The sequence below is a fragment of the Lentisalinibacter salinarum genome, from assembly GCF_040706555.1.
Lineage (GTDB): Bacteria > Pseudomonadota > Gammaproteobacteria > Steroidobacterales > Woeseiaceae > Lentisalinibacter > Lentisalinibacter salinarum.
In genome coordinates, this window is sequence record NZ_JAPDRH010000001.1 from 693092 (window position 1) to 716460 (window position 23369).

Annotated in this window: 23 protein-coding genes; 12 read left to right on the forward strand and 11 right to left on the reverse strand. The window is 67.9% G+C overall.

From position 1 onward, the window contains the following. Positions 1 to 76 precede the first annotated feature (76 nt). From ACJMKZ_RS02995 to ACJMKZ_RS03005, 3 genes are all read left to right on the forward strand, one after another. The gene (locus ACJMKZ_RS02995; protein WP_405231708.1) at positions 77 to 460 is read left to right on the forward strand and encodes a hypothetical protein; all 384 of its coding nucleotides are present in this window, start codon (positions 77 to 79) and stop codon (positions 458 to 460) included. Positions 461 to 487: 27 nt separating this feature from the next. Then, positions 488 to 856, forward strand: a complete 369-nt coding sequence (locus tag ACJMKZ_RS03000) for a hypothetical protein (protein WP_405231709.1) — start codon at positions 488 to 490, stop codon at positions 854 to 856. A gap of 156 nt (positions 857 to 1012) precedes the next feature. Further along, positions 1013 to 1969: an SGNH/GDSL hydrolase family protein gene (locus ACJMKZ_RS03005; RefSeq protein ID WP_405231710.1), complete on the forward strand. Its 957-nt coding sequence runs from the start codon at positions 1013 to 1015 to the stop codon at positions 1967 to 1969. A gap of 118 nt (positions 1970 to 2087) precedes the next feature. Here the strand turns inward: ACJMKZ_RS03005 and ACJMKZ_RS03010 are convergent, their stop codons facing one another. Continuing rightward, positions 2088 to 2594, reverse strand: a complete 507-nt coding sequence (locus tag ACJMKZ_RS03010) for a prepilin-type N-terminal cleavage/methylation domain-containing protein (protein WP_405231711.1) — start codon at positions 2592 to 2594, stop codon at positions 2088 to 2090. Positions 2595 to 2902: 308 nt separating this feature from the next. Here ACJMKZ_RS03010 and ACJMKZ_RS03015 point away from each other — a divergent pair, with 308 nt between their 5' ends. The 5 genes from ACJMKZ_RS03015 (at position 2903) to ACJMKZ_RS03035 (ending at position 7100) form a co-directional block, all read left to right on the forward strand. After that, positions 2903 to 3577 carry a tetratricopeptide repeat protein gene (locus ACJMKZ_RS03015; protein WP_405231712.1) on the forward strand — a complete coding sequence of 225 codons (675 nt, stop codon included), beginning with the start codon at positions 2903 to 2905 and terminating at the stop codon, positions 3575 to 3577. A 163-nt stretch (positions 3578 to 3740) separates the two neighbouring features. Beyond that, the gene (locus ACJMKZ_RS03020) at positions 3741 to 5585 is read left to right on the forward strand and encodes a hypothetical protein (protein WP_405231713.1); all 1845 of its coding nucleotides are present in this window, start codon (positions 3741 to 3743) and stop codon (positions 5583 to 5585) included. Between the two features lie 144 nt (positions 5586 to 5729). Continuing rightward, positions 5730 to 6221: a hypothetical protein gene (locus ACJMKZ_RS03025; protein WP_405231714.1), complete on the forward strand. Its 492-nt coding sequence runs from the start codon at positions 5730 to 5732 to the stop codon at positions 6219 to 6221. Positions 6222 to 6226: 5 nt separating this feature from the next. Continuing rightward, positions 6227 to 6595, forward strand: a complete 369-nt coding sequence (locus ACJMKZ_RS03030; RefSeq protein ID WP_405231715.1) for a cupin domain-containing protein — start codon at positions 6227 to 6229, stop codon at positions 6593 to 6595. A 16-nt stretch (positions 6596 to 6611) separates the two neighbouring features. Continuing rightward, positions 6612 to 7100 carry a GFA family protein gene (locus tag ACJMKZ_RS03035; protein ID WP_405231716.1) on the forward strand — a complete coding sequence of 163 codons (489 nt, stop codon included), beginning with the start codon at positions 6612 to 6614 and terminating at the stop codon, positions 7098 to 7100. A gap of 59 nt (positions 7101 to 7159) precedes the next feature. Here the strand turns inward: ACJMKZ_RS03035 and ACJMKZ_RS03040 are convergent, their stop codons facing one another. After that, complete coding sequence (locus ACJMKZ_RS03040) at positions 7160 to 8641, reverse strand: tryptophan halogenase family protein (protein WP_405231717.1); 1482 nt, start codon at positions 8639 to 8641, stop codon at positions 7160 to 7162. Positions 8642 to 8739: 98 nt separating this feature from the next. Beyond that, entirely contained in the window at positions 8740 to 9312 is a 573-nt protein-coding gene (locus ACJMKZ_RS03045) for a DUF456 family protein (RefSeq protein ID WP_405231718.1), read from the reverse strand. An 88-nt stretch (positions 9313 to 9400) separates the two neighbouring features. On the opposite strand from ACJMKZ_RS03045, the gene ACJMKZ_RS03050 reads away from it, so the two are divergent. Beyond that, complete coding sequence (locus ACJMKZ_RS03050) at positions 9401 to 9793, forward strand: hypothetical protein (protein ID WP_405231719.1); 393 nt, start codon at positions 9401 to 9403, stop codon at positions 9791 to 9793. Between the two features lie 97 nt (positions 9794 to 9890). Here ACJMKZ_RS03050 and ACJMKZ_RS03055 read toward each other — a convergent pair whose 3' ends face one another. The 4 genes from ACJMKZ_RS03055 to hutC all read right to left on the reverse strand — a co-directional run bounded on the left by ACJMKZ_RS03055 (position 9891) and on the right by hutC (position 14489). Next, positions 9891 to 10418: a porin family protein gene (locus tag ACJMKZ_RS03055; protein WP_405231720.1), complete on the reverse strand. Its 528-nt coding sequence runs from the start codon at positions 10416 to 10418 to the stop codon at positions 9891 to 9893. A gap of 110 nt (positions 10419 to 10528) precedes the next feature. Continuing rightward, on the reverse strand, positions 10529 to 12055 hold the full coding sequence (gene hutH / locus ACJMKZ_RS03060; protein ID WP_405231721.1) for a histidine ammonia-lyase: 1527 nt from the start codon (positions 12053 to 12055) through the stop codon (positions 10529 to 10531). Continuing rightward, positions 12052 to 13734, reverse strand: a complete 1683-nt coding sequence (gene hutU / locus ACJMKZ_RS03065; RefSeq protein ID WP_405231722.1) for a urocanate hydratase — start codon at positions 13732 to 13734, stop codon at positions 12052 to 12054. Before hutU ends, hutH begins: the two co-directional genes overlap by 4 nt. Further along, positions 13731 to 14489 (reverse strand): histidine utilization repressor, encoded by a 759-nt coding sequence (gene hutC, locus ACJMKZ_RS03070; RefSeq protein WP_405231723.1) that lies wholly within the window; start codon positions 14487 to 14489, stop codon positions 13731 to 13733. The genes hutU and hutC overlap by 4 nt, the downstream gene beginning before the upstream one ends. 100 nt (positions 14490 to 14589) lie before the next feature. Between hutC and hutI the strand changes: the two genes are divergently transcribed. Both hutI and hutG read left to right on the forward strand, forming a co-directional pair. Next, positions 14590 to 15822, forward strand: a complete 1233-nt coding sequence (gene hutI, locus ACJMKZ_RS03075) for an imidazolonepropionase (protein WP_405231724.1) — start codon at positions 14590 to 14592, stop codon at positions 15820 to 15822. Further along, entirely contained in the window at positions 15806 to 16735 is a 930-nt protein-coding gene (gene hutG / locus ACJMKZ_RS03080; RefSeq protein WP_405231725.1) for a formimidoylglutamase, read from the forward strand. The genes hutI and hutG overlap by 17 nt, the downstream gene beginning before the upstream one ends. Before the next feature lie 6 nt (positions 16736 to 16741). Here the strand turns inward: hutG and ACJMKZ_RS03085 are convergent, their stop codons facing one another. The 3 genes from ACJMKZ_RS03085 to ACJMKZ_RS03095 all read right to left on the reverse strand — a co-directional run bounded on the left by ACJMKZ_RS03085 (position 16742) and on the right by ACJMKZ_RS03095 (position 20279). After that, on the reverse strand, positions 16742 to 17362 hold the full coding sequence (locus tag ACJMKZ_RS03085) for a YdbL family protein (RefSeq protein ID WP_405231726.1): 621 nt from the start codon (positions 17360 to 17362) through the stop codon (positions 16742 to 16744). Continuing rightward, positions 17359 to 19470: a hypothetical protein gene (locus ACJMKZ_RS03090; RefSeq protein ID WP_405231727.1), complete on the reverse strand. Its 2112-nt coding sequence runs from the start codon at positions 19468 to 19470 to the stop codon at positions 17359 to 17361. The genes ACJMKZ_RS03085 and ACJMKZ_RS03090 overlap by 4 nt, the downstream gene beginning before the upstream one ends. 122 nt (positions 19471 to 19592) lie before the next feature. After that, on the reverse strand, positions 19593 to 20279 hold the full coding sequence (locus ACJMKZ_RS03095; protein WP_405231728.1) for a pyridoxamine 5'-phosphate oxidase family protein: 687 nt from the start codon (positions 20277 to 20279) through the stop codon (positions 19593 to 19595). An 89-nt stretch (positions 20280 to 20368) separates the two neighbouring features. Between ACJMKZ_RS03095 and ACJMKZ_RS03100 the strand changes: the two genes are divergently transcribed. Beyond that, a complete protein-coding gene (locus ACJMKZ_RS03100; RefSeq protein WP_405231729.1) occupies positions 20369 to 22321 on the forward strand; it encodes an NAD(P)-binding protein in 1953 nt (650 codons plus the stop codon). A gap of 60 nt (positions 22322 to 22381) precedes the next feature. On the opposite strand, the gene ACJMKZ_RS03105 is transcribed toward ACJMKZ_RS03100, so the two are convergent. Further along, positions 22382 to 23365: a zinc-dependent alcohol dehydrogenase family protein gene (locus ACJMKZ_RS03105; protein ID WP_405231730.1), complete on the reverse strand. Its 984-nt coding sequence runs from the start codon at positions 23363 to 23365 to the stop codon at positions 22382 to 22384. Positions 23366 to 23369: the final 4 nt, after the last annotated feature.

The window sequence follows — 23369 nt, forward strand, 5'->3', positions numbered from 1 at the left end:
ATCAGCGGGTCTTCAGGGCGGCAGGTCGCCCGCCGCCTAGTGTGGTTGCTCCTACTCGAAGAACGGGAGCAACCACATGATTTATCGGATTCTGATCTGCGCACTCACGTCGCTGTCGTTGCTGGGCTGCACGACCATGCGGCCCATGAACGCCGGCTCGGCGGAGCTGACGGCTCAACTCGAGTCGGGTGACCACATCATCGCGTACGAGCGCAGCGGACGGGTCATCGACATGACCCTGACCGAGATCGGTGACGGGATGCTGCATGGGCACACCGACGATCCGGCGGCATCTCCGGTGACCGTCGACATCCGCGATATCGAACGCCTCGAGGTCGAGAAGATCGATCCGGGCAAATCCATGCTGGCCGGTGTCGGCGCCGTCGTCATCGTGGTGCCGCTGATCCTGCTCGCAGCGCTGGCGGCATCCGGTCCCATCGGTATCCCCAGTCACCACTAAGCCTTTCAGATAGGACAGGAGCCGATTATGAAACGCATCATCATCAGCTGGGCCCTCGTGTCGCTGCTGTTTGCCTCGACGGGCTGCACCACCATGCGGGAGGTGCGTCCCGGAGAGCGGCCGCTGCGGGAGGTACTGCGGACCGGCGATCACGTCATCGTGTACGAGGACACCGGTCGCATAGTCGACATGCGCTACGTATGGACGGACGGCACGACCCTCCGCGGGAGCCTGTTCGCGGATGGTCTGACCCCGGTCGAGGTCGAGATCGATCGCATCGAGCGGGTAGAGGTAGAGCGCATCGCCGCCGGGCGCACCGGCCTGGCGGTGGTCGGCGGCATCATCATGGCCCCCATCGCGGCGCTGGGGCTCGGCATGGCACTCGCGGAACAGTAACCGCATGCCGCGCCATCACTGGAAATCAGCCATTCCTCAGGCATTCCTCAGGGGAACTTCAGGCCGGATCACCCACCCACACGGCAGCCTGCAGTCACCGGTCGCGGGGGCCGGTGCGGGAGTCCCTCCCGCCAGCAAATCAAATAGGTGAAACCCATGAAAAACTGCACTGCAATCAATACGAAGCAACTACGATTCTCTGTTACCGGTATCGTTGCCGCGTTGGTCTTCGGTCTTGCCGGCCAGTCGACGGCGTGGGCGGCGGAGTACGAGCGCATCGTCGCCTTCGGCGACAGCCTGATGGACTCGGGCAACGCCTTCGTGCTCACCGGCGAGGTCTCGACACCGCCGTTCGATCCGGTGCCGAGCGGCGCCTACGCGATCGGAGGGCACCACTTCAGCAACGGTCGCACCTGGGTGGAGCAGCTGGGCGAGGCGATGGGCCTCCAGCGCTCCACCGGACCGTCGGCTCGCAACCCCGGTGTCTTCTCGAATTACGCCATCGGCGGTTCGCGCGCCCGTTCCGGCAGCGGCAGCCCTTCGGCCACACAGCAGGTCAGCCAGTTCCTGACCGACAGCGGTGGAGTGGCTTCGAGCCGCGATCTCTACCTGTTCGGGTTCGGCGGCAACGACGTACGGGATGCGATGCTGCAGCAGAATGGTTCCCTGATCGGCGAGGCCGTTTTCGGCATCCGTGACAATCTGCTGGCCCTGTGCTCGGCCGGCGCGGGTCACATCGTCATCGCAAACGTGCCGAACGTGGGTGTGGTGCCGGGAATCCAGCGATTCGGCGAGCCGGTCATCGGCTTCGCCACGCTGCTCTCCGCCGCGCTGAATACGGGCGTGCAGCAGTGGGTGGCTCAGTATGTGCAGCCGCAGTGCCCGAATACGCGCTTCGACACGCTGGATACGTTCGCACTCTCCGGCGCGGTCTTCGCCACTCCCGGGTTCTTCGGATTCGAAGACGCCGAGCCCTGCCTCACTTTCGGCGTCATCGATAACGCGGTGTGCGACCGGCCGGACGCGAAGTTCTTCTGGGATGCCCTCCACCCGACCCGTGCGGGTCATGCGTTGATCGCCGCCCAGGCGATGGACTTGCTCGGACAGGGCTGACGGCGAACTAAAAAGACCCGCGCCGCTTTGCCGGCGGCGCGGGCCTTTTCCGTCTGGGATGCGAGCCGCGGGCCCGATCAGGACTCGTCATCCGGATCCGGTCTGCCCGGCCGATGGCTTACCCCTTGCCCGAACCGTTGTACTGGCACGCCAGGCCGAAGTAATCGCCGTCGTTGGCCATCACGATGTCGTTCTTGCCACCGGTCGAGGTGAACGGGGAGGCGGTCTTGCCGTCGGGCCCCATGCTGTACACGTCGAATAACTTGTTGACGGGCTTCAGGTTATGGTCTTTGCGTACCGGTCCCACGTCCTTGCGTCCGGCTACGACGAGATATTGATAAGGATTACCCCAGGGATCCTTGAGGTCACCGAGGCCCAGCTCGGCAAGATTGTGCGGCACACGGCCGGTGGAGAGTTCGAAACGACGCGCCTCGAGGTGGATCTTGCCGAGATCCGCAGTGACCTGAGCAATTCTGGCCCGCATGAGCGGTCCCTGTCTCGCGTCCGGGTTATCGCAGTTCGGGCCGTTGTCGCCGAACATGGGCACGGTGATGATTGCCAGTATGCCCGCGATGGCCAGTGTGATCATAAGCTCCAGTAACGTGATTCCCAGTTGCTGCTTCATCTCGAGGGCCCTGTTCCCCTGGTTGTCCTGTATGTCGGTGGTCCCGGCATCTCGGAACGAGAAATCGTTCCGTGAATCTGCGAGTCCGAACGTTGGGCAAAGCTTACGAATGGGCATTCGCCGGCGCTACGAAGTGATTCACATGTGGGCGCGATAATCCCTCGTCGAATTAAGTAAAACGGGTAACCGGCCAGGGAACGGGGCCGGCGGCGTGGCCACCGCCGCCTGCCGGCACCCGCTTGATTCCCCTCGTCGACTGTGGGTTACTCCGTAGCCGGAATCAGTGTGATTTCTCCGGAGGTCTGCCCATGCCGTTTGTCCTGCGCCTGCCTGCCGCCATCCTTGCCATCGCCACGCTGGCATCGCTGTCACCAACCGCCGCCGCGGAGAACGATTCCATCCACGTCGCCCTCGACGAGATCCGCGTGTACTCTGCCGACGATTACTCCCAGGCCGTGACAGCGTGCGACCGCCTGGCCGGGCATCCTTCGGACCCGAACTCGGTCACCGACGGCGTGAGCCAAGCCGGGATGGACAAGCCCGCCGCCATCGACGCCTGCCGCAAGGCCGTGGCGGCCGACCCGGACAACCCGCGCCTGAACTATCAGCTGGCCCGGGCCTACGGTTATTCCGGCATGCACGAGGAGGCGGGACCTTACAGGGAGGTCGCGCTTCGTGCCGGCTATCCCCAGTCGCTGTTCGTGATGGGCTACATCCTCGTCACCGGCTGGAGCGGCACGGATGCCGACCCCTGCTACGGCGGCGAACTCATACGTCGCTCGGCGGAGGCCGGTCGCTATGCCGGTCTTGTCGGCTTCCCGTATTACGCCGTGAAAGGAACGTTCACCGCTTGCGAGGGTCTGGAAGTTACCGCCGCCCAGCTCGAGGCCATGCTGGACGAGGCCACCGAGCGCGGTCCGGACTACTATCAGGGCCTGCTGATCGACCTGCTGCGCGATCGCATCAAGACCCAATTCCGCTGATCGGCGAGCCGGACGGGCCAGGCTGCTCTCGTCCGGTCCGGCTCTGGTCGGCCGGCTGGCGGCACTCGTTGCGGCGACCGAAAAAACTGCGTCCCTCCTGATCGGATACAGACCGGGATCCTGCTTGTACGGATAAGGGCCACCGAATCACGGACAGGGGGAGATGAACACGAGCCGCGTATTCGATCGCTCGCCGCGCAGCGCAAGCGGAATGCCGCAGCATGCCCCTCGCCACCCGCCGCCCGCACGCCGGGTCTCGATTGATGGAGTCAGCATGTATCGTCTCGTCATCCACCTGATCGCCGGCTTCGCACTTGCTGCGCTGTTCGCCGCGCCTGAGACCAGCCACGCCGTCGACTTCGCTGCCATGGACTGCGGCAGTCTCGGCCAACCGGCGTGCTCGGTCGCGCCCGCAACCTACGAGAGTCAGAAACCGAAGGGCTGCCCGGACGGGTCGTTCTTCGATCCCATCAACGGCGGTAGCTGCTGGAGTTGCCCGTCGGGCACGGTCCGCCAGGTGACGCCGGTCGACTCCGGTAACGCCTGCCTGCGCCCGCCGGGTGAGACGACGGCACGGGCGAAACGTAACGGGCGCGGCAGGGGCCTGATCGGCACCGATTGCCCGAAGGGCCAATTCTGGGACCCGAACGGCTATTGCTGGAGTTGTCCGAGTGGTTACGCCCGCACCGCCGCTCCCGTCACCGCGAAAAATGCCTGCACGAAATGGCGAGGTCCGTCGTTTGCCCGAGCCACGTTGCGCAAGCGCCTTGCCTGCCCCGACGGCTCTTTCTTCGACCCGATCCGCGGCGGCAGCTGCTGGTCCTGCCCCGAAGGATACGTGCGCACCCTGGTAGCGGTGAACGAGCCAAATGCGTGCGCCGCAGGCAATCTGGTGGCCGGGGCCAGTCCGGTGTTCGGGCTGTGCGACGACGGTCTTGCAAACGTCGGCGGACGCTGTCTCGAGCGTAACCGTTGCGGGGCGCTGGGCGAGCGTCCTTGCCTGCTCGTGGAGCGCATCCCTTCCTGCGACGCCGGACTGGCCGAAGACTTCCTCAATAACCGATGCGTGGAAGACCGCCTCGGCCAGACGGCCTGCCGGGCACTCGTCGATGCGCTGTGGGGCGGCCAGGAAGTTGCGGCATTGCTGAGTCAGGCGCCAAAATCTGCCGACCTGCTCGATCTGGCTCTCGATCAGCATCGCACTACGGCGGAGCTGCGACGCAAGGCCGAGGATGCACGCCGGCGTGGCGAAAAATTCATGAGTGATGCCATCGTAAGCCGGGTGATTCCGGAGGCGGGCCCGATACTAGCTAGGCTCAACGATCCCGCCAGCCGCACTCTGGTCCGCGAGATATTCTCGGCCGAGACGGTCTGCGGCGGCGATCTGGCGAGGATGGACCGCCTGATCACGCTGTACGATCTGGTGCCATCCAGCCTCCTTGCAGAGATCGAGCAAGCGCGCCCCAACCCGGCCATCATCTTCGGCGCGCTGCCGATGCTGGGCATCTCGAGTGCTCATGCCGACGAGAACTGGGACCCGATTCCCCTGGCCGACCCGCTCTGGCGACATTTCTTCATCGGTTACCAGGTGACGGTGTCCGGCGCCAAGGGCCTCGGCGGCGGTATCAGCATCATCGGCGTCACCGATCTTCGCGGCAACGGCGGCTTCTACCTCGAGCCGCAGGTCAAGGCGGTGACCAATGTCGGCGGTGGTGCGGACGTTCGGGTCCTGTTCTTCTGGGAGGCCAACATGAAGACGGTCGGAGGACTCGGGTTCGGTATCGGCGGCACCGGCCCCAGTCCGAAGGGCCAGGGCGTCGTGAGCCTGGGCGTGGACCTCATCCTCGAATCGAACCTGTTCCTGCCCGGTATCGGTCTCGGCGGCGGTGTCGGCAAGTCGAAGCTGCCCGTCGATGGTGGGCTCAGCGCGGCCTGGGCATTTCCGCTCAGCCAATACTGTGCCTCCACTCCCGAGAGGTCCTGCGATAACTGCAGCTGCCTGAAGTGAGTCGGCCGGTTGTCAGCAGATCGGTATTACCGCGGCCGGATTGACGGATCCGAATGAAACCCGGGCGATCTGCGTGCACTGATAGACTATTACTGCACTACGATCGCCGGGCTCGCCTCGGCACTCAATGCAAGGGAGGCGTTCATGAAGATCACTTACCGTAGCACTGCCATCGGTTTCGTCGCGCTGTTGCTCACCGCCTGCGGCGGCGCGGGCGACGCGCCGGAGTCTGTTGTCGTGGCTGAAGATGCTGCCAGGGAAGGCGCGGCAAAGGAGGCGGATTCCGCGCCGCCGGCGCGGGTTGCCAAAGAAGAAACCGAAGCGCGCGGTGGCCCCGCGCTGACGCCGGAGTACCTGGAGGGAACCTGGTGCTTCGTCTACACCGATCTGGGCAAGGGGAACCGGGAAGAACAGGGCATCGAATACATCTTCAATAAGGACGGCACGCTCACGTATCAGCGCAATCCGACCAGCGGCGAGATGGATCCGGGCAGCTACGAGGTCGAGGGCGACATGGTCGACCTGCGGCCGATGTTCATGGTATTCGATCTCAGGATCGACTCCGTCCAAGACGACGAGTTCGTGCTGAAGGGCATGGGACGCCACAACTTCATACGCGGCGTTTGCCCGGAGTAGCGCCCATGGCCAGACTGATCGAATCACCCACCGTCGTGCCCGCCGTCGGCGAGCCGCCGAAGCGCATCGAGGAATACATGGGGCATGCCAACACGCCGGAGCACGCGCCGGTGAGCGTCGCCCGCATGGTGAGCCCGGAGGGCTGGTCTGAACCGGGCCAGCGGCCGGAGTTCGACGAATTCACCGTCGTGCTGAAAGGCGCGTTGCGGGTGGAGACCGAGTCGCAGGCGTTCACCGCGGGCGCCGGCCAGGCGGTCATCGCGGAGAAGGGCGAGTGGGTGCGCTACAGCACGCCGGACCCCGGCGGCGCCGAATACGTCGCCGTGTGCCTGCCGGCATTCTCGCCGGACACCGTGCACCGGGACGAAGACTGACCATCGGAGGCAGCTCATGGAACTCGAAGGCTCCTGTCACTGCGGCGCGGTGCGCTTCCGCCTGCGGTCGAAACACCCCTATCCGTTCAACCTGTGCTACTGCTCCATCTGCCGCAAGACGGCGGGCGGCGGCGGCTATGCCATCAACCTCAGCGGCGATTCCCGCACGCTGGAGGTGGAGGGCGGCGAGCACATCACCGTCTTCCACGCTCTGGTGCCCGACGGGGATACCGGCGAGCGGCGGGAGAGCCGCGGCGAGCGCCGTTTCTGCAGGCACTGCGGCAGCGCCCTGTGGGTGTGGGACCCGCGCTGGCCGAACCTGGTGCACCCCTTCGCCTCGGCCATCGACACCGATCTGCCGCAGCCGCCGGAACGCACCCACCTGTTGACGGGCTCGAAGGCCAACTGGGTCCCCGTGCAGGCAGAGGAGCAGGACAAGGTGTTCGAGGGCTATCCCGACGAGTCCATCGCCGAATGGCACCAGCGCCTGGGCCTGGAAACGTAACAAAAATGTAGGAGGGCCTTCAGGCCCGATTGTCTAACGAATCGGGCCTGAAGGCCCTCCTACCTGTTTTCCAGGTATTCGCGGTGGCCGTAGTAGCGGCCCACCTCGCCGCGGTAGGGGTTCTCCACCTTCTGCCCGGCTGCTGCTCCCTCGGGATACCGCCCCATGCCGGACAGGATGCAGTACCAGGAGTAGGGCGCGTAGGACGAGCCCCGGACGTGCTGCTGCAGCACCGGAAGGAAGTCGGGCGCTTCACTGTCCCAGCCCTCGATCACACCGCGCATGACGTCGGAGATATTCTCGTTCGCCGCGCAGTCCCGCCAGTAGGAAGTGTCCCGGCGCGTCGTGAGCTTGTAGTGCATCTGGATGTAGTCGAGGGTGGAGTCGAAGGCGTCGTTCACGATGCGGTTGAAGTGATCCCGATATGTCGGCTCGAAGTTGCCGCGGGCGAACTGGGTGACGAAGCGATTGATGCTGAACTGCACCAGGCCGAGAGCGGTGGCCTCCAGTGGCTCGATGAAGCCCTGCGAAAGGCCGATGGCCACGCAGTTGTTCTTCCAGTGCTCGGAGACCCGGCCGGTCTGCATCTTCAGGTGGCGGGCTGGCTGGCCCTCCGCCGGTGCGCCGACGAGCTCGCGCAGCTCCCGCTCGGCTTCCTCGGGGGTGATGTAGTCCGAGCTGTGCACGTAGCCCCAGCCGATGCGGTTGGTGAGCGGGATGCGCCAGGCCCAGCCGGCGCCGAGCGCGCGGGACTCCGTGTAGGGCGGGATGTCGCCTTCCGCGGGCAGCGGCGTGCGCAGGGCCACGGCGCTGTCGTTGAACAGGCGCGGCTTGTAGGAGGTGAATTCCGCGCCCAGCTTCTGGCCCAGCAGCCGCCGCGCGAAGCCCGTGCAGTCCACGAAGAAGTCCCCGTGCAGTTCGCCGCCTTCCTCGATGACCAGGTGGCCGATGTCGCCGTTCTCTTTCAGCACCACGTCGTTGACGTGATCGATGACGTGATTGATGCCGTTGGCGCGGCAGCGCTGTTTCAGGAATTCTGCCAGCAGGCCGGCGTCGAAGTGGTAGGCGTAGTCGATCTTGTCCGGCGTGCGCGGCGGCGGTCCCGCGGGCGCCTTGCGCTGGGCCGCGAGTTCCGCGGCGAAGAAGTAGTCGGCGGGATCGGTGTCCGCGGCCTCGCCCCGGCGTCGCCGGTTGCAGGCTTCGAAGAAGGGCCGGTCGTACTGGCTGAAGGCGGGCGAGGCGAACGGGTGGAAGTAGCTCCCGAATTCGTCGCTCGCCGTCCAGTCCGGGAACTCGATGCCGTGCTTGTACGTGGCATTGCAGGCCGCCATGAATTCCGCTTCGGGGATGCCGAGGAAGTTCAGGAAGCGCTTGAACAGCGGCGTGGTGCCCTCGCCGACGCCGATGGTGGGCACGTTGCTCGACTCGATGAGGCTGATCCGGCTGCCCTGACGGCCGAAGCTCGCCAGAAAGATGCTCGCCGCCATCCAGCCGGCGCTGCCGCCGCCGACGATCACGATGTGTTCCGGGGGTCTGGCCATCTGCGCTCCGTGTCAGCCTTGCCGGTGTGGACGCGGACGACTTTACCAGAAGCGCTGCCGCCTGCCCCGGTGACGGGATCGGAAGGCTGTCGGACGCGTCAGACGAAGGCGGCCACGCCAAGGATCACGACCATGATGCCGCCGATCGTCATCTTGGCGACGGTGCCCCAGAAGCGGCCGACCGCCGCGCCCTTGCCCGCTTCCATGGTGTGGATCAGAGGACGGCCGGCCCAGACATCGCCCAGGATGGAGCCGGCGAACGCGCCGATGCAGGCGCCGACGAGGGTGCCGAGCAGTGGCACCACCGGCGTGCCGAGGATGGCGCCGACGATACCGCCGACGATGGCCAGGGCAGCGGCCCGCCGCGAGCCGCCGGCGCTGCGAGAGCCCGCCGCGCCAAGGAAGAACTCCAGAATCTCGCCCAGGGTTGCCAGTCCGGCGCAGGCCAGCAGGATGGTCCAGCCGAACATCGGCGCCTCCGCCAGCGACCAGTCGACGAGCGCGGCGCTGAGCAGCATGAGCCAGGTGCCCGGCAGCCCGAACAGGATGGACGCCCAGAACACGAGATTCAGCAGGATCAGCAGGATGGCGTAAGCGGCGCTCAGCATGGTCGGCAGCAGGATTGCGGCGATGGCGTCACTATAACGCAGCTGGTGGCCTGCGCCCGGCAAAGCCCTTATTGATACCGCCGTCTCGTGCCCCAAGGTATTCCGTCGTGCGCGAGAAAAACCGGTTCTGCACGCCGGAAAGGAGCGAGAAATGAGCGACAAGGATATCTATGACCTGTTCACCGAGGCGCTGGAAGTGACCAACAAGGCACTCGAGGCCAATCGGGACTCGGCGTTCTACGGCACCCTGATCTCCGGCATGGACAAGTACCTGGACGGCCACAAGGCGGGTGTCGCCATCTACGACGACGATCCGAAGCAGCCTTTCGACTACTTCACCCTGCGCTACCTGAACGGCAAGTTCGAGATCCTGTCCCGCGGCAAGTCCGAGCACGACACCGAGTGGCGGGTCTCACGGGAGTATCTGGCCTCGGTGGCCGATGATCCCGAGACCTACATCGAGCATCCCGCGAGACTCGATATCGACTGGCTGCGGCACCTGCTGCCGGACAGCGTGAACGCGCTGCTGAAGAAGGCCAGCTGAACGGCACGCAGCCTCCGGCATGCCGCCGGAGGCTGCCCTGGCGGTCATTCGACCGCCAGGGGTTCGTCTATGGCTTCTCTATCGTCGGCTTCGACCGTCAATTGCCGAACATGAACTGGACAGCAATGCCGAGCGACCACAGTGTGTCGATGTCGCTGTCGTACCAGTCGAAGTCCGCCCTCACAGAGAACTGTTGGGTGACGTCATATCGGGTTCCCGCGCCGAGCGTGAGGCCGCTCTCGTCGTCCTCGGCCGAAAAGCCGAGTACCGAGACTTCGGACTCGCCGTCGTAGTAGCCGAGCTTGCCGAACACCTTCCAGCTATCGTTGATTGGCAGTATGCCGAGACCCGTGAGCGTCCAGGCCGTGAGGTCCGCCTCCACGTCTTCGCCCAGGATGGTGTCCTCGGCCTCGCCACTGTCGAGATATCCACCCTCGAGAGCGAAGTTCGGGGTGAATTCGTAGCCTGCGAAAACCCGCCAGCCTATCGGCGTGTCGTCGAAACTGATGCCGTCTTCCTCGTCTTCAATCTGGGTGAAGCCCACCCCGCCACCGACGTAGAAGCCCTCTGCCAGGGCACTCGTGCCCAGCATCAGCCCGGCCAGCAGAAAGATAACGATGCGCATTTTCAACCTCCACGTAGGCAAATGCCTACAGAGAGGATTTTCCTCCCGGGATGGGCACCCCTCACTGCGGAGTTGTGCGACTTGCGCTTTCCCGAATATGCGAGGACTCCCTAGCCATCGAGGAAGTGCTCCGCCAGTCCCGCGAGCCGTCCCTCCCGGATCAGCCGTGCCGCCTTGTTGATGTCCGGCGCGAAGTAACGGTCATGGTCGTAGAATGGCACGGCCGAGCGAATCAGCGACCTGGCCTCCTCCACCTTCGGGCTGGATTTCAGCGGCGAGCGGAAGTCCAGACCCTGTGCGGCGGCCAGCCACTCGATGGCCAGGATGTTCTCGGTGTTCTCGTAGATGTCGCCCAGCCGCCGCGCGGCGAACGTGGCCATGGAGACGTGGTCCTCCTGGTTGGCCGAGGTCGGCAGCGAGTCCACCGAGGCGGGATGGGCCAGCGTCTTGTTCTCGCTGGCCAGTGCCGCGGCGGTGACCTGGGCCACCATGAAGCCGGAGTTCACGCCCTCGTTCTCCACGATGAACGGCGGCAGGCCGCTCAGGCTGGAGTCGATAAGCAGCGCCATCCGGCGCTCGGACAACGCACCGATCTCCGCCAGCGCGATGGCCAGCATGTCCGCGGCCATGGCGACGGGCTCGGCGTGGAAGTTGCCGCCCGAGAGGATCTCGCCGGTGTCGGCGAACACCAGCGGGTTGTCGGAGACGCCGTTCGCCTCGGCGATCAGGATGCGGGCGGCGTGGTCGATCTGCTGCAGGCAGGCGCCCATCACCTGGGGCTGGCAACGCAGCGAGTAGGGATCCTGCACCTTCTCGCAGCCCTCGTGGGAGCGGCCGATCTCGGAGGACTCGCCGAGGCTCTCCCGGTAGCGCCGGGCGATCTCGCTCTGGGCCGCTTGGCCGCGGACGGCATGGATGCGCTCGTCGAATGGCACCCGGGAGCCCTGCGCCGCCTCCACCGTCATGGATCCGACCAGCAGCGCAGACGAGAGTGCGTTCTCCGCGTGGAACAGACCTTCCAGGCCGTAGGCGGTGGACGCCTGCGTGCCGTTCAGCAGCGCGAGTCCCTCCTTCGGCGCGAGCGGCGTCGCCTCGATGCCGGCATGGCGCAGGGCGGCATCAGCGGACACCAGCTCCCCGTCGACAAATGCCTCGCCCTCACCCAGCAGGATGGTGCTCATGTGCGCGAGCGGCGCCAGGTCGCCGGAGGCACCCACCGAGCCCTTCTTCGGGATGGCCGGGCACACGCCTGCGTTCACGAGTGCGACCAGCCGGTCGACCAGCTCGGGGCGCACGCCGGAGTAGCCCCGTGCCAGGGATTTGATCTTCAGCACCATCAGCAGCCGCACGGTACGGGGCGCCATGAAATCGCCGACGCCGGCGGCGTGAGACAGCACGATGCTCTTCTGCAGTGTCTCCAGCGCATCCGGCGGGATCTTCGTGTTGGCGAGCCGGCCGAAACCGGTATTCACGCCGTAGACGGTGCGTCCTTCGCCCAGCACCCGCGCCACGGTCTCGGCCGAGCGCGCCATGGCGTCGCGGCAGGCGGCGTCGACGGTGAGTTCCACCGGCCCCGCGCTCACCCGGCGGAGCTCGTCCAGGGTCAGGTCGTTCGCGGTGATCTCGAGCTTGTTCATCGGCCGTCACCTCCGGTCTCCACCATGGGCAGATCCAGACCGTTCCTGCGGGCGCAGTCCACGGCCCGTTCGTAGCCGGCGTCGGCATGGCGCATGACGCCGGTGGCCGGATCGTTCCAGAGCACGCGGCCGATGCGCCGGGCCGCCGCCTCCGTGCCGTCGCAGACGATGACCAGCCCGGCATGCTGGCTGTAGCCCATGCCGACGCCGCCGCCGTGGTGGATGCTGACCCAGGTGGCGCCGCTGGCCGTGTTCAGCAGCGCGTTCAGGAATGCCCAGTCGGAGACGGCGTCGCTGCCGTCCAGCATGCCCTCCGTCTCCCGGTTGGGCGAGGCCACGGAACCCGAGTCGAGGTGATCCCGGCCGATGACCACCGGCGCCTTCAGCTCGCCGCTGGCCACCATGTCGTTGAAGGCGAGGCCGAGGCGCGCGCGGTCGGCGAGGCCCACCCAGCAGATGCGGGAGGGCAGGCCCTGGAAGCTGATGCGCTCGCGGGCCATGTCCAGCCAGTTGTGCAGGTGGGCGTCGTCCGGGATGAGTTCCTTCACCTTGGCATCGGTCGCGTAGATGTCGTCCGGGTCGCCGGAGAGCGCCGCCCAGCGGAACGGGCCGATACCCTCGCAGAACAGAGGGCGGATGTAGGCCGGCACGAAGCCGGGGAAGTCGAACGCGTTCTCCACGCCCTCGTCCTTGGCCATCTGGCGCAGGTTGTTGCCGTAGTCGAATGTGACCGCCCCCTGTTGCTGCAGCGCCAGCATGCCGCGGACGTGGACGGCCATGGACTCCATGGCGGCGCGCACGACCCGGTCCGGCTCCTTCTCACGCGCGGTCTTCGTCTGCGCGAGCGACCAGCCGCGGGGCACGTAGCCGTTCAGGGGATCGTGGGCGCTGGTCTGGTCCGTGAGCGCGTCCGGCACCACTCCCCGCTCGGCCAGCTCGGGTACGACGTCGGCGGCGTTGGCCAGCAGGCCGACGGAAATCGCGCGGCCTTCCGACTTCGCCTTGTCGATCAGGCGCAGCGCCTCGTCCAGGGAGCCGGCCTTGCGGTCCAGGTAGCCGGTGCGAAGCCGGAAGTCGATGCGGCTCTCGTCCACCTCGACGGCCAGCATGGAGAAGCCCGCCATGGTGGCCGCCAGCGGCTGGGCGCCCCCCATGCCGCCCAGCCCGGCGGTGAGGATCCAGCGGCCGCTCGCGTCGCCGTCGAAGTGCTGGCGGGCGACGGCACCGAAGGTCTCGTAGGTGCCCTGGACGATGCCCTGCGAACCGATGTAGATCCAGGAACCGGCGGTCATCTGGCCGTACATCATGAGCCCCTTGCGGTCGAGCTCGTTGAAGTGCTCCCAGGTGGCCCAGCGGGGCACCAGGTTGGAGTTGGCGATCAGCACACGGGGCGCGTCGGCGTGGGTGCGGAACACGCCCACGGGTTTGCCGCTCTGCACCAGCAGCGTCTGGTCGTCCTCGAGGCGCCGCAGCACCTCGACGATGCGGTCGTAGGACTCCCAGTCCCTCGCCGCGCGGCCGATGCCGCCGTACACCACGAGGCCCTCCGGGTGCTCGGCTACGTCCGCGTCCAGGTTGTTCATGAGCATGCGCAGCGGCGCCTCGGTGAGCCAGCTCTTCGCGGAGAGCTCGGTGCCGTGCGGTGCGCTGATCACGCGCTCGGGGTCGTATCGGTTCATGCTTTCCCCCTGTGGGTCTTGTCGTCCCGGCGCTCGTCCTGCCGGGCGGGCGCGCGGAAATCGAGGTGGCTGCCCAGGCGGTAGCGGTTGCCCGGGTAGGTGAGCCGGGCGAAAGTGACCACCGCCCGGCGGCTGAAGGTGCGCCGGGTGACGCGCAGGCAGGGCGCCTCCGGCCGGATCTCGAGCGCCCGCGCCACCCCGGGCGTGGCGGTGGTTGCCTCCACCACGTGGTCGGCCTCGGCCAGCGGCGCCACCGCCGACAGGTATTCGTTCGGGGTGGTGCCGGCGAAGTCCTGGCTCAGATAGTCCGGGGCGCAGGCGGGGTTCACGTAGCGGTCCTCGTGCTGGATGGGGACGCCGTTCTCCCGATGGACCAGCACCGAGTGGTAGAGCTCGTCGCCGGGCTCGACGTCGAAGTAGCGGCCCAGCTCCTCGCTGGCGGTCACGGATTCGAGCCGCAGCACCTCGGCGCTGTGGCGGTGGCCGCGCTCGGCGATCTCGTCGGCGATGTTGCGGACCTGCAGCATGGAACTCATCGGCCGGGAGTCGGCCACGAAGCTGCCGAGTCCGCGGGTGCGCAGCAGGAATCCGGCGTCCGCCAGCTCCTGCAGCGCTCGTCGGGCCGTCATGCGGCTCACGCCGAAGCGTGCGACGAGTTCGTTCTCGGAGGGCACCCGCTCTCCCGAGCGCAGCCGGCCGCTCTCGATATCCTCGAGCAGTTCGTCGCGGATGATACGGTAGCGGGGTGTGGCCATAATGCGTTCGGCGACTGTGCAGACGGCCTGAGTTCGGCTGTCTATACAATGGTTGTATATACAACTAGAATTCGGCAAGCATAACGGCAGGGAGGCGCCCGTGGCAATCTTCTCCGACACCCTGATCCACAACGTGAATCTCGCACCCGCGGTGCCCGACGGCCGGGCCCCGGGCGGGCTAGCCGGTACGCGCATGGCCCGGGTGGCCGTTGCCGACGGCAACATCGTCTATGCCGGCGCGGAGGACGACGGACAGGAGGTAGCGGCGGACACCCACGTGGACGGCCGGGGCGGTTGGCTGACGCCCGGCCTGGTCGATTGCCACACCCACCTGGTCTGGGGCGGCAACCGGGCGGACGAGTTCGAGCGCCGGCTGCAGGGCGAATCCTACGAGGCCATCGCCCGCGCCGGCGGCGGCATCCGTGCCACCGTCCGCGCCACCCGGGCGGCGAGCGAGGACGAGTTGTTCGAGGTGTCCTCGCGGCGTCTGGAGCGCCTGCTGGAGGAGGGCGTCACCACGGTGGAGATCAAGTCCGGTTACGGTCTGGATACCACCACCGAGCTGAAACTCCTGCGGGTGGCCCGTCGCCTCGGCAGGGTTCATCCGGTGACGGTTCGCACGACCTTCCTCGGCGCCCATGCGGTGCCGGAAGAATACGAGGGGCGCGCCGACGACTATATCGCGCATGTCTGTAGCGAGATGATCCCGGCCGTGGCGGCCGAGGGACTGGCCGACGCGGTAGACGTGTTCTGCGAGGGCATCGGCTTCAGTCCGGCCCAGTGCGAACGGGTGTTCGAGGCGGCGGGCCGGCACGGCCTGGCCGTGAAGGCCCACGCTGAGCAGCTCTCGGACCTAAAAGGTGCTGCGCTCGCCAGCCGCTACGGCGCGCTGTCGGTGGATCACCTGGAGTATCTGGACCCTGCCGACGCGCCCGCGCTGTTCCAGGCGGGCACGGTGGCGGTGCTGCTGCCTGGCGCCTTCCACTTCCTCGGCGAGACCCGGCTGCCGCCGATCGATGCCCTGCGGGAGGCGGGCGTGCCCATGGCCGTGGCCACCGACCTCAACCCGGGCACCTCGCCGCTCGGCTCGCTCCTCACGGCCATGAATCTCGCCTGCACGCAGTTCGGGCTGACGCCGGCCGAGGCGCTGCTGGGTGCGACGCGCTGGGGCGCGGCGGCGCTGGGGCTCGGACGCAAGGGCCGCATCGAGGAGGGGGCGGATGCCGACCTGTGCCTCTGGGACATCGGCTCGCCGGCGGAACTCGCCTGGGGCATCAACCTCGTGCGCCCGGCGGCGGTATGGCAAGGTGGACGGCGTGTGGACACGCGCTGATCTCTCGCTCTGGAGCGGCCGGACCGACCCCGGCGTGGCCGCGCTGCGCTGGCATCAGGTCATCGACGATCCGGACGACGGTGCTCCGGGTACTTGTCTGTTCGGATTCGCCTCGGACCGGGGCGTGCGCCTGAACAAGGGCCGGCCCGGCGCGTCGGAGGGGCCGGATATCCTGCGCCGCGCGCTGGGCAACCTGCCGGCGCCTGCGGAGCGTCCCGTCTACGATGCCGGTACGGTCACCGTCGCCGACGATCTGGCGGCGGGCCAGGACGCCTATGCGGGGCGTGTGGCCCGGTTACTGGATGCCGGCCACATGGTGGTCGGCCTCGGCGGCGGCCACGAGATCGCCTGGGGCAGTTATCAGGGGCTGGCACGGCACCTTGACCGGGGCGACGAGCCGGCGCGCATCGGAATTGTCAATTTCGACGCCCACTTCGATCTGCGCGAGCCCGTGGACGGCGGCACCTCGGGCACGCCGTTTCGCCAGATCGCCGACGACTGCGGCCGCCGCGGCACCGGCTTCCACTATCTCTGTCTCGGCGTCAGCGAGGCGGCGAATACCCGGGCACTCTTCGATTTCGCGGATGCCGCCGGCGTGCGTTATCTCGCCGACATCGACTGCAGCGAGGAGCGGGCGGCGCCGCTGCTGGAGGCGCTGGTGGCGGAGGTGGACGCGCTCTATGTGACGGTCTGCCTGGACGCACTGCCGGGCGCGGTAGCCCCCGGCGTGAGCGCGCCCGCCGGCTTCGGCATCAGCCTGGAGTTCGTGATCGGTTGTCTGCGCCGTATCCGCGCGATGAGCCCGGAGCGTCCCTGGCCCGTGGCCGACATCGCGGAATTCAATCCGCGCTACGACGTCGACGGACGCACCGCCCGGACCGCCGCCCGGCTGATCTGGGAGCTGGCCCGCTAGCCGGCGCTACTTCTGGCGCCACTGGCCGCCGGCGTCCCGGTAATACCAGCCCCGCTCGGCCTTGGCGATCCAGCGGTCGGCGAAGACCTGCCGGATCTCGTCTTCCCATTCCGGATGGCCGTTGATGCGGGCGATCTCCCGGTACAGCGCCTCCCAGTCCGCGTTCTGCTCGGCTACCAGCTGGCGCACCCGATTGCGCTCGTTCAGCGGCACCAGTGAGCGGTCGCGGATCTCGATGGTGCCCCGGGCGGTCAGGCCGATGGCGCCGGAGTCGTAATACGACTTCAGCTGGGGGAAGCGCTGCTTCAGCGACTGTTCCAGCGCCCGTTTCGCCGGCGAGGAGGCATCGAAGTCCGGCCGGCCCTGGGCATGGGCGGCGGGGACGAGGAAATCCGCCACCGCCGCGGCGAAGCGTGCGGGCAGCGCCTCCAGCGGCAGCCGGCTGGTGGTGTCCTGCTCGTCCGTGCTGCCGGTGCCGCGCACCTCGTCGATGATGCGGTCGGCCGCCCGTTCGGCCTCGGCCGCCGGGAAATACACGTTGATGGTCACGCACGCGGCGAGCAGCAATGCGGACAGCGACAGCCAGGCCGCCGGGTGCGTCATGACGCGGGTCTTTGCTCTGATCATCTGCGTTCCTCGCTTTGCGGTGACGTGGAGACTTCCCTGGATTTCAGCGCCTCGGTGATCTGCGCTACCAGTCTGGGCCAGTTTACCTCCCGGGAATGACCGATGACATCGATGCGGGGCAGACCGCTGCCCTTCACCAGGTAATAGCCTTGCTGCGCCGCCTGTACGCCGCTCATGTTGCAGACGTCACCCTCGAGCACGCAGCGTATGCCGAGGCTGTCGTAGCGGAACTCGTCGAACAGGCCGAGGAAGCCGGCGGAGAGCGCCGCGGTGCCGGAGCCGGCGATCTCCGAGATGTTGCTGAGTGCCCGCCGGCTGATCCGGTGCGGGCTCTCGTCGTCGGCCGGCGTGTAGAAGCGTGCGTCGAAGGCGATGGGCCGGCCCTGCAGCATCTCCAGGCTGCGGATCGCCCCGTCCAGCCGGCCGGTGATGCGGCCGAAGGTGAAGACGTCGGTGACGAGGGCGAGATCCAGATTGTCCAGCGTGACCTCGCCGGAGGTGCGGCGGTTCGCGCCGAAGGGCTGCTCGATACGCAGCTCGGAGATGCGGGCGGTGCCGTCGAACACCCGGGCCACCAGGCTGCCGCCGAGCGTCACGGCACCCTCGCTCACGCTGAGCAGCGGCAACTCGCCGGATAGCTTGCCGGGCAGGGCGGGCCAGCCCAGCGCGGTGGTGATGCCGGCGAGGCTGACCGGTTCGAGCCGGGCATCGAATTCCACGGCCGGTTCGTCGGCGGTCAGTCCGTGTGCGGCGAAGGTCTCCACGACGAGTGCGCCGTCCAGCACCGGCACACGCAGCGTCTCCTGCAGCGTGATCCGGTCCGGCATCGAGGAGAACGCCGCGGTGCCGGCGCCGAAGCCGGCCTCATAGACGAAGCCGCCGTCCCAGGCCAGGCGGGACGGGCGGGGCCCGGCGTCCGGTCCGCCATCCCAGGCGACGTTGCCGCGGGCGCCGTAGATCGCCAGCCGCCTTCCGGCATCGTCCGCGTGGAGGTCGTCGAGAGCGAGATCGAGGGCGGAGATCCGGCCGTCGTCCAGCCTCACCCTGCCGGATACGCGGCCGCGGGTCTCGAGCTTCGCGAGCGGCGTGCCGGTCAGGAAGCCCTGCAGGTAGGTGGTGTAGACGCCGGGGAACGTCGCGCCCGTGATCTCGACGTCGGCCTGTGCCAAGGCGGGTTCCTCGCCGCGTCTCAGGACGGCCGCGCCGCTCGCGGCCAGTACGTCGCGATGATCGAGCGTGAAGCTGTCGATCCGGACGGGACCTCCGGCCGGGTCGAGGCCGCCCGTCGATCCGAGCGTGAGAGGCGATGCCGACAGGTTGAAATAGGCGGGCTCCACGTAGGCCTCGCCGGCGTCCGCGCCGAGCTTCACCGTGTAGTCGAGTTGCCCGCCGGACTCCGGCATACGGACCTGCGCTTCCAGCGTGACGGCCAGCCCCTCCGCGGCGAGACTGCCGGAGTCGTTCGCCAGGCTCAGGTCCCGCAGCGTGATCGTGCCGTCGATGCGGGAGGCGTCGCCGTTTTCTCCCCGTGCGCGCAGCCGGAATCCGGCGGTTCCTGCGGCGATCTCCAGTTCGGGCATCGCCGATGCCGCGGATGACGGCGATACCAAGGATGTCGTGGTGGCCAGCGCACGGTAGAGCGTGGCGGCATCCAGGTCGGCGCCTTCGACCGCGGCCGTCCAGCCGCCGTCGGCCAGTTGCCCCGATACACGGAGCGTCAGGCCCTGCCACGGGAGATCCGGTGATTCGAGGACGAGCCGGCCGTCCGCCGGGCGATAGCTCCCCGACAGCGAGAATGCGTGGGGGTCCAGCGGCGAGCGCCGCGCCAGGGCCCGGCCCCGTTCGCAGCGGTAGTCCGTCCCGTTTATCGCGACGGTATCGCAGCGCAGGGTGACGTCACGCAACTCGCCGATCGGTTCGGGCAGCACGAGGCGCTGGACGCGGAGGGAGGCCCCGATGTCTCCGGACCCGTCGCCCGGGAGGATCCGGAGTTCGATGCCGTCGGCGGACCAGCCGGCGCCGGTGACCTCATCGATGTCCAGGGTCAGCAGTTCGACCGCAGAGGCGAACGGGACCCGGCCGAGCGACAGCGCGCATAGCAGCAGCATTGCCACAGATATCGCCAACGATACCGCCGCCTCTGCAGGCTGCCACCGTGTACCGGGAGTGTCGTCGACGTCCATCGTGGCTGCATTGTGTTCCACCTGGGCCGTGCGACGACAGCGGCGGGTTACCGCCGTGGATCTCTGCTCGAGCGGGCGAGTCGCTCCAGTGCAGACGATACGGGCGTGTCCGGCGCCAGTTCCGGATCGGCCTCCGGCGCTCCGAATACCTGCTCCACCGGTACGACACCCGCCCATACCGGCAGGGCATAGTCTTCTTCCTCGTCCTCCGGCGGGCCGGCCGTGACCTTCGCGGAGGCGGATTCGATGGGCAGGGCGATGACGCCGGTCATCTTCACCTCCCGGTCGTGCGGCGGGCGCAGTTCGTCCCAGCGCCCCGGCATGAGATGTTCGGAGATGAGCCGCATCGCCTCGATCTTCTCCGCCTCGTCCTCCACCAGCCGGGGCCGTCCGAATATGGTGACCGAGCGGTAGTTCACGGAGGAGTTGAAAGCAGATCGCGCGGCGACAATACCGTCGATCAGGGTCACGTTCAGCGTCGCCTCCGCACCGCCCTCGAGCAGTCGCACGATGCGCGCCTTGCGCGCGCCGTGCAGGTACAGTGTCTCGCCGTCGCGCGCATAGATCATGGGCACGATTACCGGCCTGTCCCGGTCGCAGAAGGCCACGTGGGCGCTCAGTCCGGCATCCAGGATCGCATGCACGGTGGCGCGGTCGTAGCGGGCCGCTTCCCTGACCTGGCGCACCCGGTTGCGATCGCGGATTTCGTATTCTCCGCTTTTCTCCGTCTTCATGGCTGCTCTCCCCGGACCGGTCCGGGGAGTATAGCCGTCCTGCCATCGAACCCTCGCCCGCCACGCCCTTATGCCGCCATAATGGGCACATGGCAGAGCAGAGGAAGCGACGAGCCGGCGACGGCGTCACCCGCCGGGATTTTGTCCAGGGCATGGCCCTGGCCGGGGCCGCCGCGGGGCTGCCCGGTGCCGCCGGCGCGCAGATGTTCGGTTTCGGCGAGGAGGAGTATTACCCTCCGGCGCTGACCGGCCTCAGGGGCGCCCATCCGGGTTCCTTCGAGGTGGCCCATGCGCTCGCCCGCCGCGGCGAGCGTTACCCGGGCGCGAAGCCCGCCGACGGCGGCCGGGTCTACGACCTGGTGGTCGTGGGGGGCGGGCTCAGCGGGCTCGCGGCCGCCTGGTACTACCGGCAGCAGGCCGGCGAGTTCGCCCGGGTCCTCATCCTGGACAACCACGACGACTTCGGCGGCCACGCGAAGCGCAACGAGTTCCTGGTGGCGGGCAAGAACCTGATCGGTTACGGCGGCAGCCAGTCCATCGACACGCCCTCGGCCTGGAGCGCGCCGGCCCGGGGTCTGCTGGATGCGCTGGACGTGAACCTCGACCGCTTCTACTCGGCCTACGACCGCGGCCACCGGGAGCGCCTGGGCCTGGCCCGCGGCATCTTCTTCGCCGACGCCCCGGAGGGAGAGCGTCTGGTGCGCAGCGACGGCGGCCGCGGTGCGAACCGCCTGCCCATCGACTCCGACGCGGAAGGCTGGGTGCGCTCGCTGCCGCTGCCCGACGCGGACAAGGTGACGCTGTTCCGCATCCTGATCGCTCCGCCGGCGGACCTGCCGGCGGCCAGCCGGGAGACCCTCGAGAAGATCCTGCGCCGGATGAGCTACAACGACTACCTGCGCCGTCATTTCGACGCGGGTCCGGCCGTCATCCGACTGTTCCAGAACTCGAGCAACGCCTTCTGGGGTATCGGCACCGACGCGTTGTCGGCGCTGGAGGCGGTGCGCATGGGCTACCCGGGCTTCACCGGCCTGGATATCGGCCCCTGCCGGGTGAGCGGCGCCTACGAGAGCTGCGAGCACGACGAGCCCTACATCTTCCACTTCCCGGACGGCAACGCATCGCTGGCGCGGCTGCTGGTGCGGAATCTGATACCGGCGGCGGCGCCGGGCGACGACATGGAGGACATCGTCACCGCCCGCTTCGACTACGAGGCGCTGGACCTGCCGGATGCCTACGTGCGCCTGCGGCTGAATGCCACGGCTGTGCGCGCGGTGAACCGGACGCTGGAGCCCGGCCGCGAAGGCGTGGAGGTGGACTACGTGACCGAGGCGGGCACCTTCCGGGCGCGTGCGCGCCATGCCATCCTGGCCTGCAACAACCTGATGGTGCCCCATCTGTGTCCGCAGCTGCCGGCGGAGCAGGCCGACGCCATCGCCGAGTACCCCCGGGCACCCATCGTCTACGTGAATGCGGCCGTCGAAAACTGGGAAGCCTTCGCGGAACTCGGCATCGAGAGCGCCTATTTCCCGGACGATTTCTATCACAGCGTCTCGCTGGACTTTCCGGTGAGTCTCGGCCGCTATCAATACCCCTCCACCCCCGATCAGCCGATGGTGCTCCACCTGGTGCACGTGCCGACGACGCCCGAGGCCGGCCTGACGCTCCGGGAGCAGTTCGACCGCGGCCGCTACGAGATCCTGCGGATGACCTTCGAGGACTACGAACGCCCGCTCCGCCGCCAGCTCGACGCGCTGCTCGGTCCGGCCGGCTTCTCGTCCGAGCGCGACATCCGCGCCATTACCGTGAACCGCTGGCCGCACGGCTACGCCTACGAGAAGAACGACCTCCACGACCCGGACTGGCCGCCCGGCGAGGCGCCGTGGGAGATCGGCCGCCGGCCGGTGGGCCGCATCGCCATCGCGGCGTCGGATTCCGAGGGGCGGGCCTACGCCGACGCGGCCATCGACGCCGCCTGGCGCGCGGTGGGCGAGACGTTCGGCCATCCGGCGGGTATCCCCGGGGCGGAAACGGTCGACTAGCGCTGACCGCCTGGCCGCCGCGAACCCGGCCGCGGGTCGCGCGGGCGCCTTTTTCTTCCGTCAGGGCACGAGCACGGCGGCGCCGGAGAGACGACCAAGTCTCAGGTCTTCCAGCGCGGCGTTGGCGTCCTCCAGCGGGTAGGTGGTCACCTCGGTGCGCACCCCGGCCCGGGGCGCGAGATCAAGGAACTCCACGGCGTCCTGACGCGTGAGGTTGGCCACCGAACGAATCCGTCGCTCCTCCCACAGGATGCGGTAGGGGAAGCTGGGGATGTCGCTCATGTGGATGCCGCCGCAGACCACGATGCCGCCCTTGCGCACGGCCCTGAGCCCGGCCGGCACGAGCTCGCCCACCGGCGCGAACAGGATTGCCGCGTCCAGCTCCGCCGGCGGCGCCTCGTCGGACCCGCCGGCCCATTCCGCGCCCATGCGCAGCGCGAACTCCTGCGCCTGCGTGTCGCCGGGACGGGTGAAGGCGTAGACGCGCTGGCCGCGGTGCAGGGCCACCTGGATCAGGATGTGGGCCGCTGCCCCGAACCCGTACAGGCCGAGATTGCGGCCCTCGCCGGCCATGCGCCAGGAACGGTAGCCGATGAGTCCGGCGCACATGAGCGGCGCGGCCTCGGCGTCGTCGTAGTCGGCGTCGATGGGGAAGGTGTAGCGGGCGTCCGCCACGATGTGGGTGGCGAAGCCGCCGTCCCGATCGAAACCGGTGAAGGCGGGCTCATCGCAGAGATTCTCCTGGTCGTGCTCGCAGTACCAGCAGTGCCCGCAGGTGGCGCCCAGCCAGGGCACCCCGACCCGCTGGCCTTGCCGGAACCCGCGCACGGCGGCACCGCACTCCGCCACCCGGCCGATGACCTCGTGGCCGGGCACGACGGGCAGCTTGCCGCCCGGCAACTCGCCGTCCACCACGTGCAGGTCGGTGCGGCAGACGCCGCAGGCGCTCACCTCGATGAGAAGCTCGTTGTCGTCCGGCGCCGGGGTCTCGCTCTCCACCGCCTCCAGCGGCCGCCCGACGTCCTGCAGGACCATGGATTTCATGCTC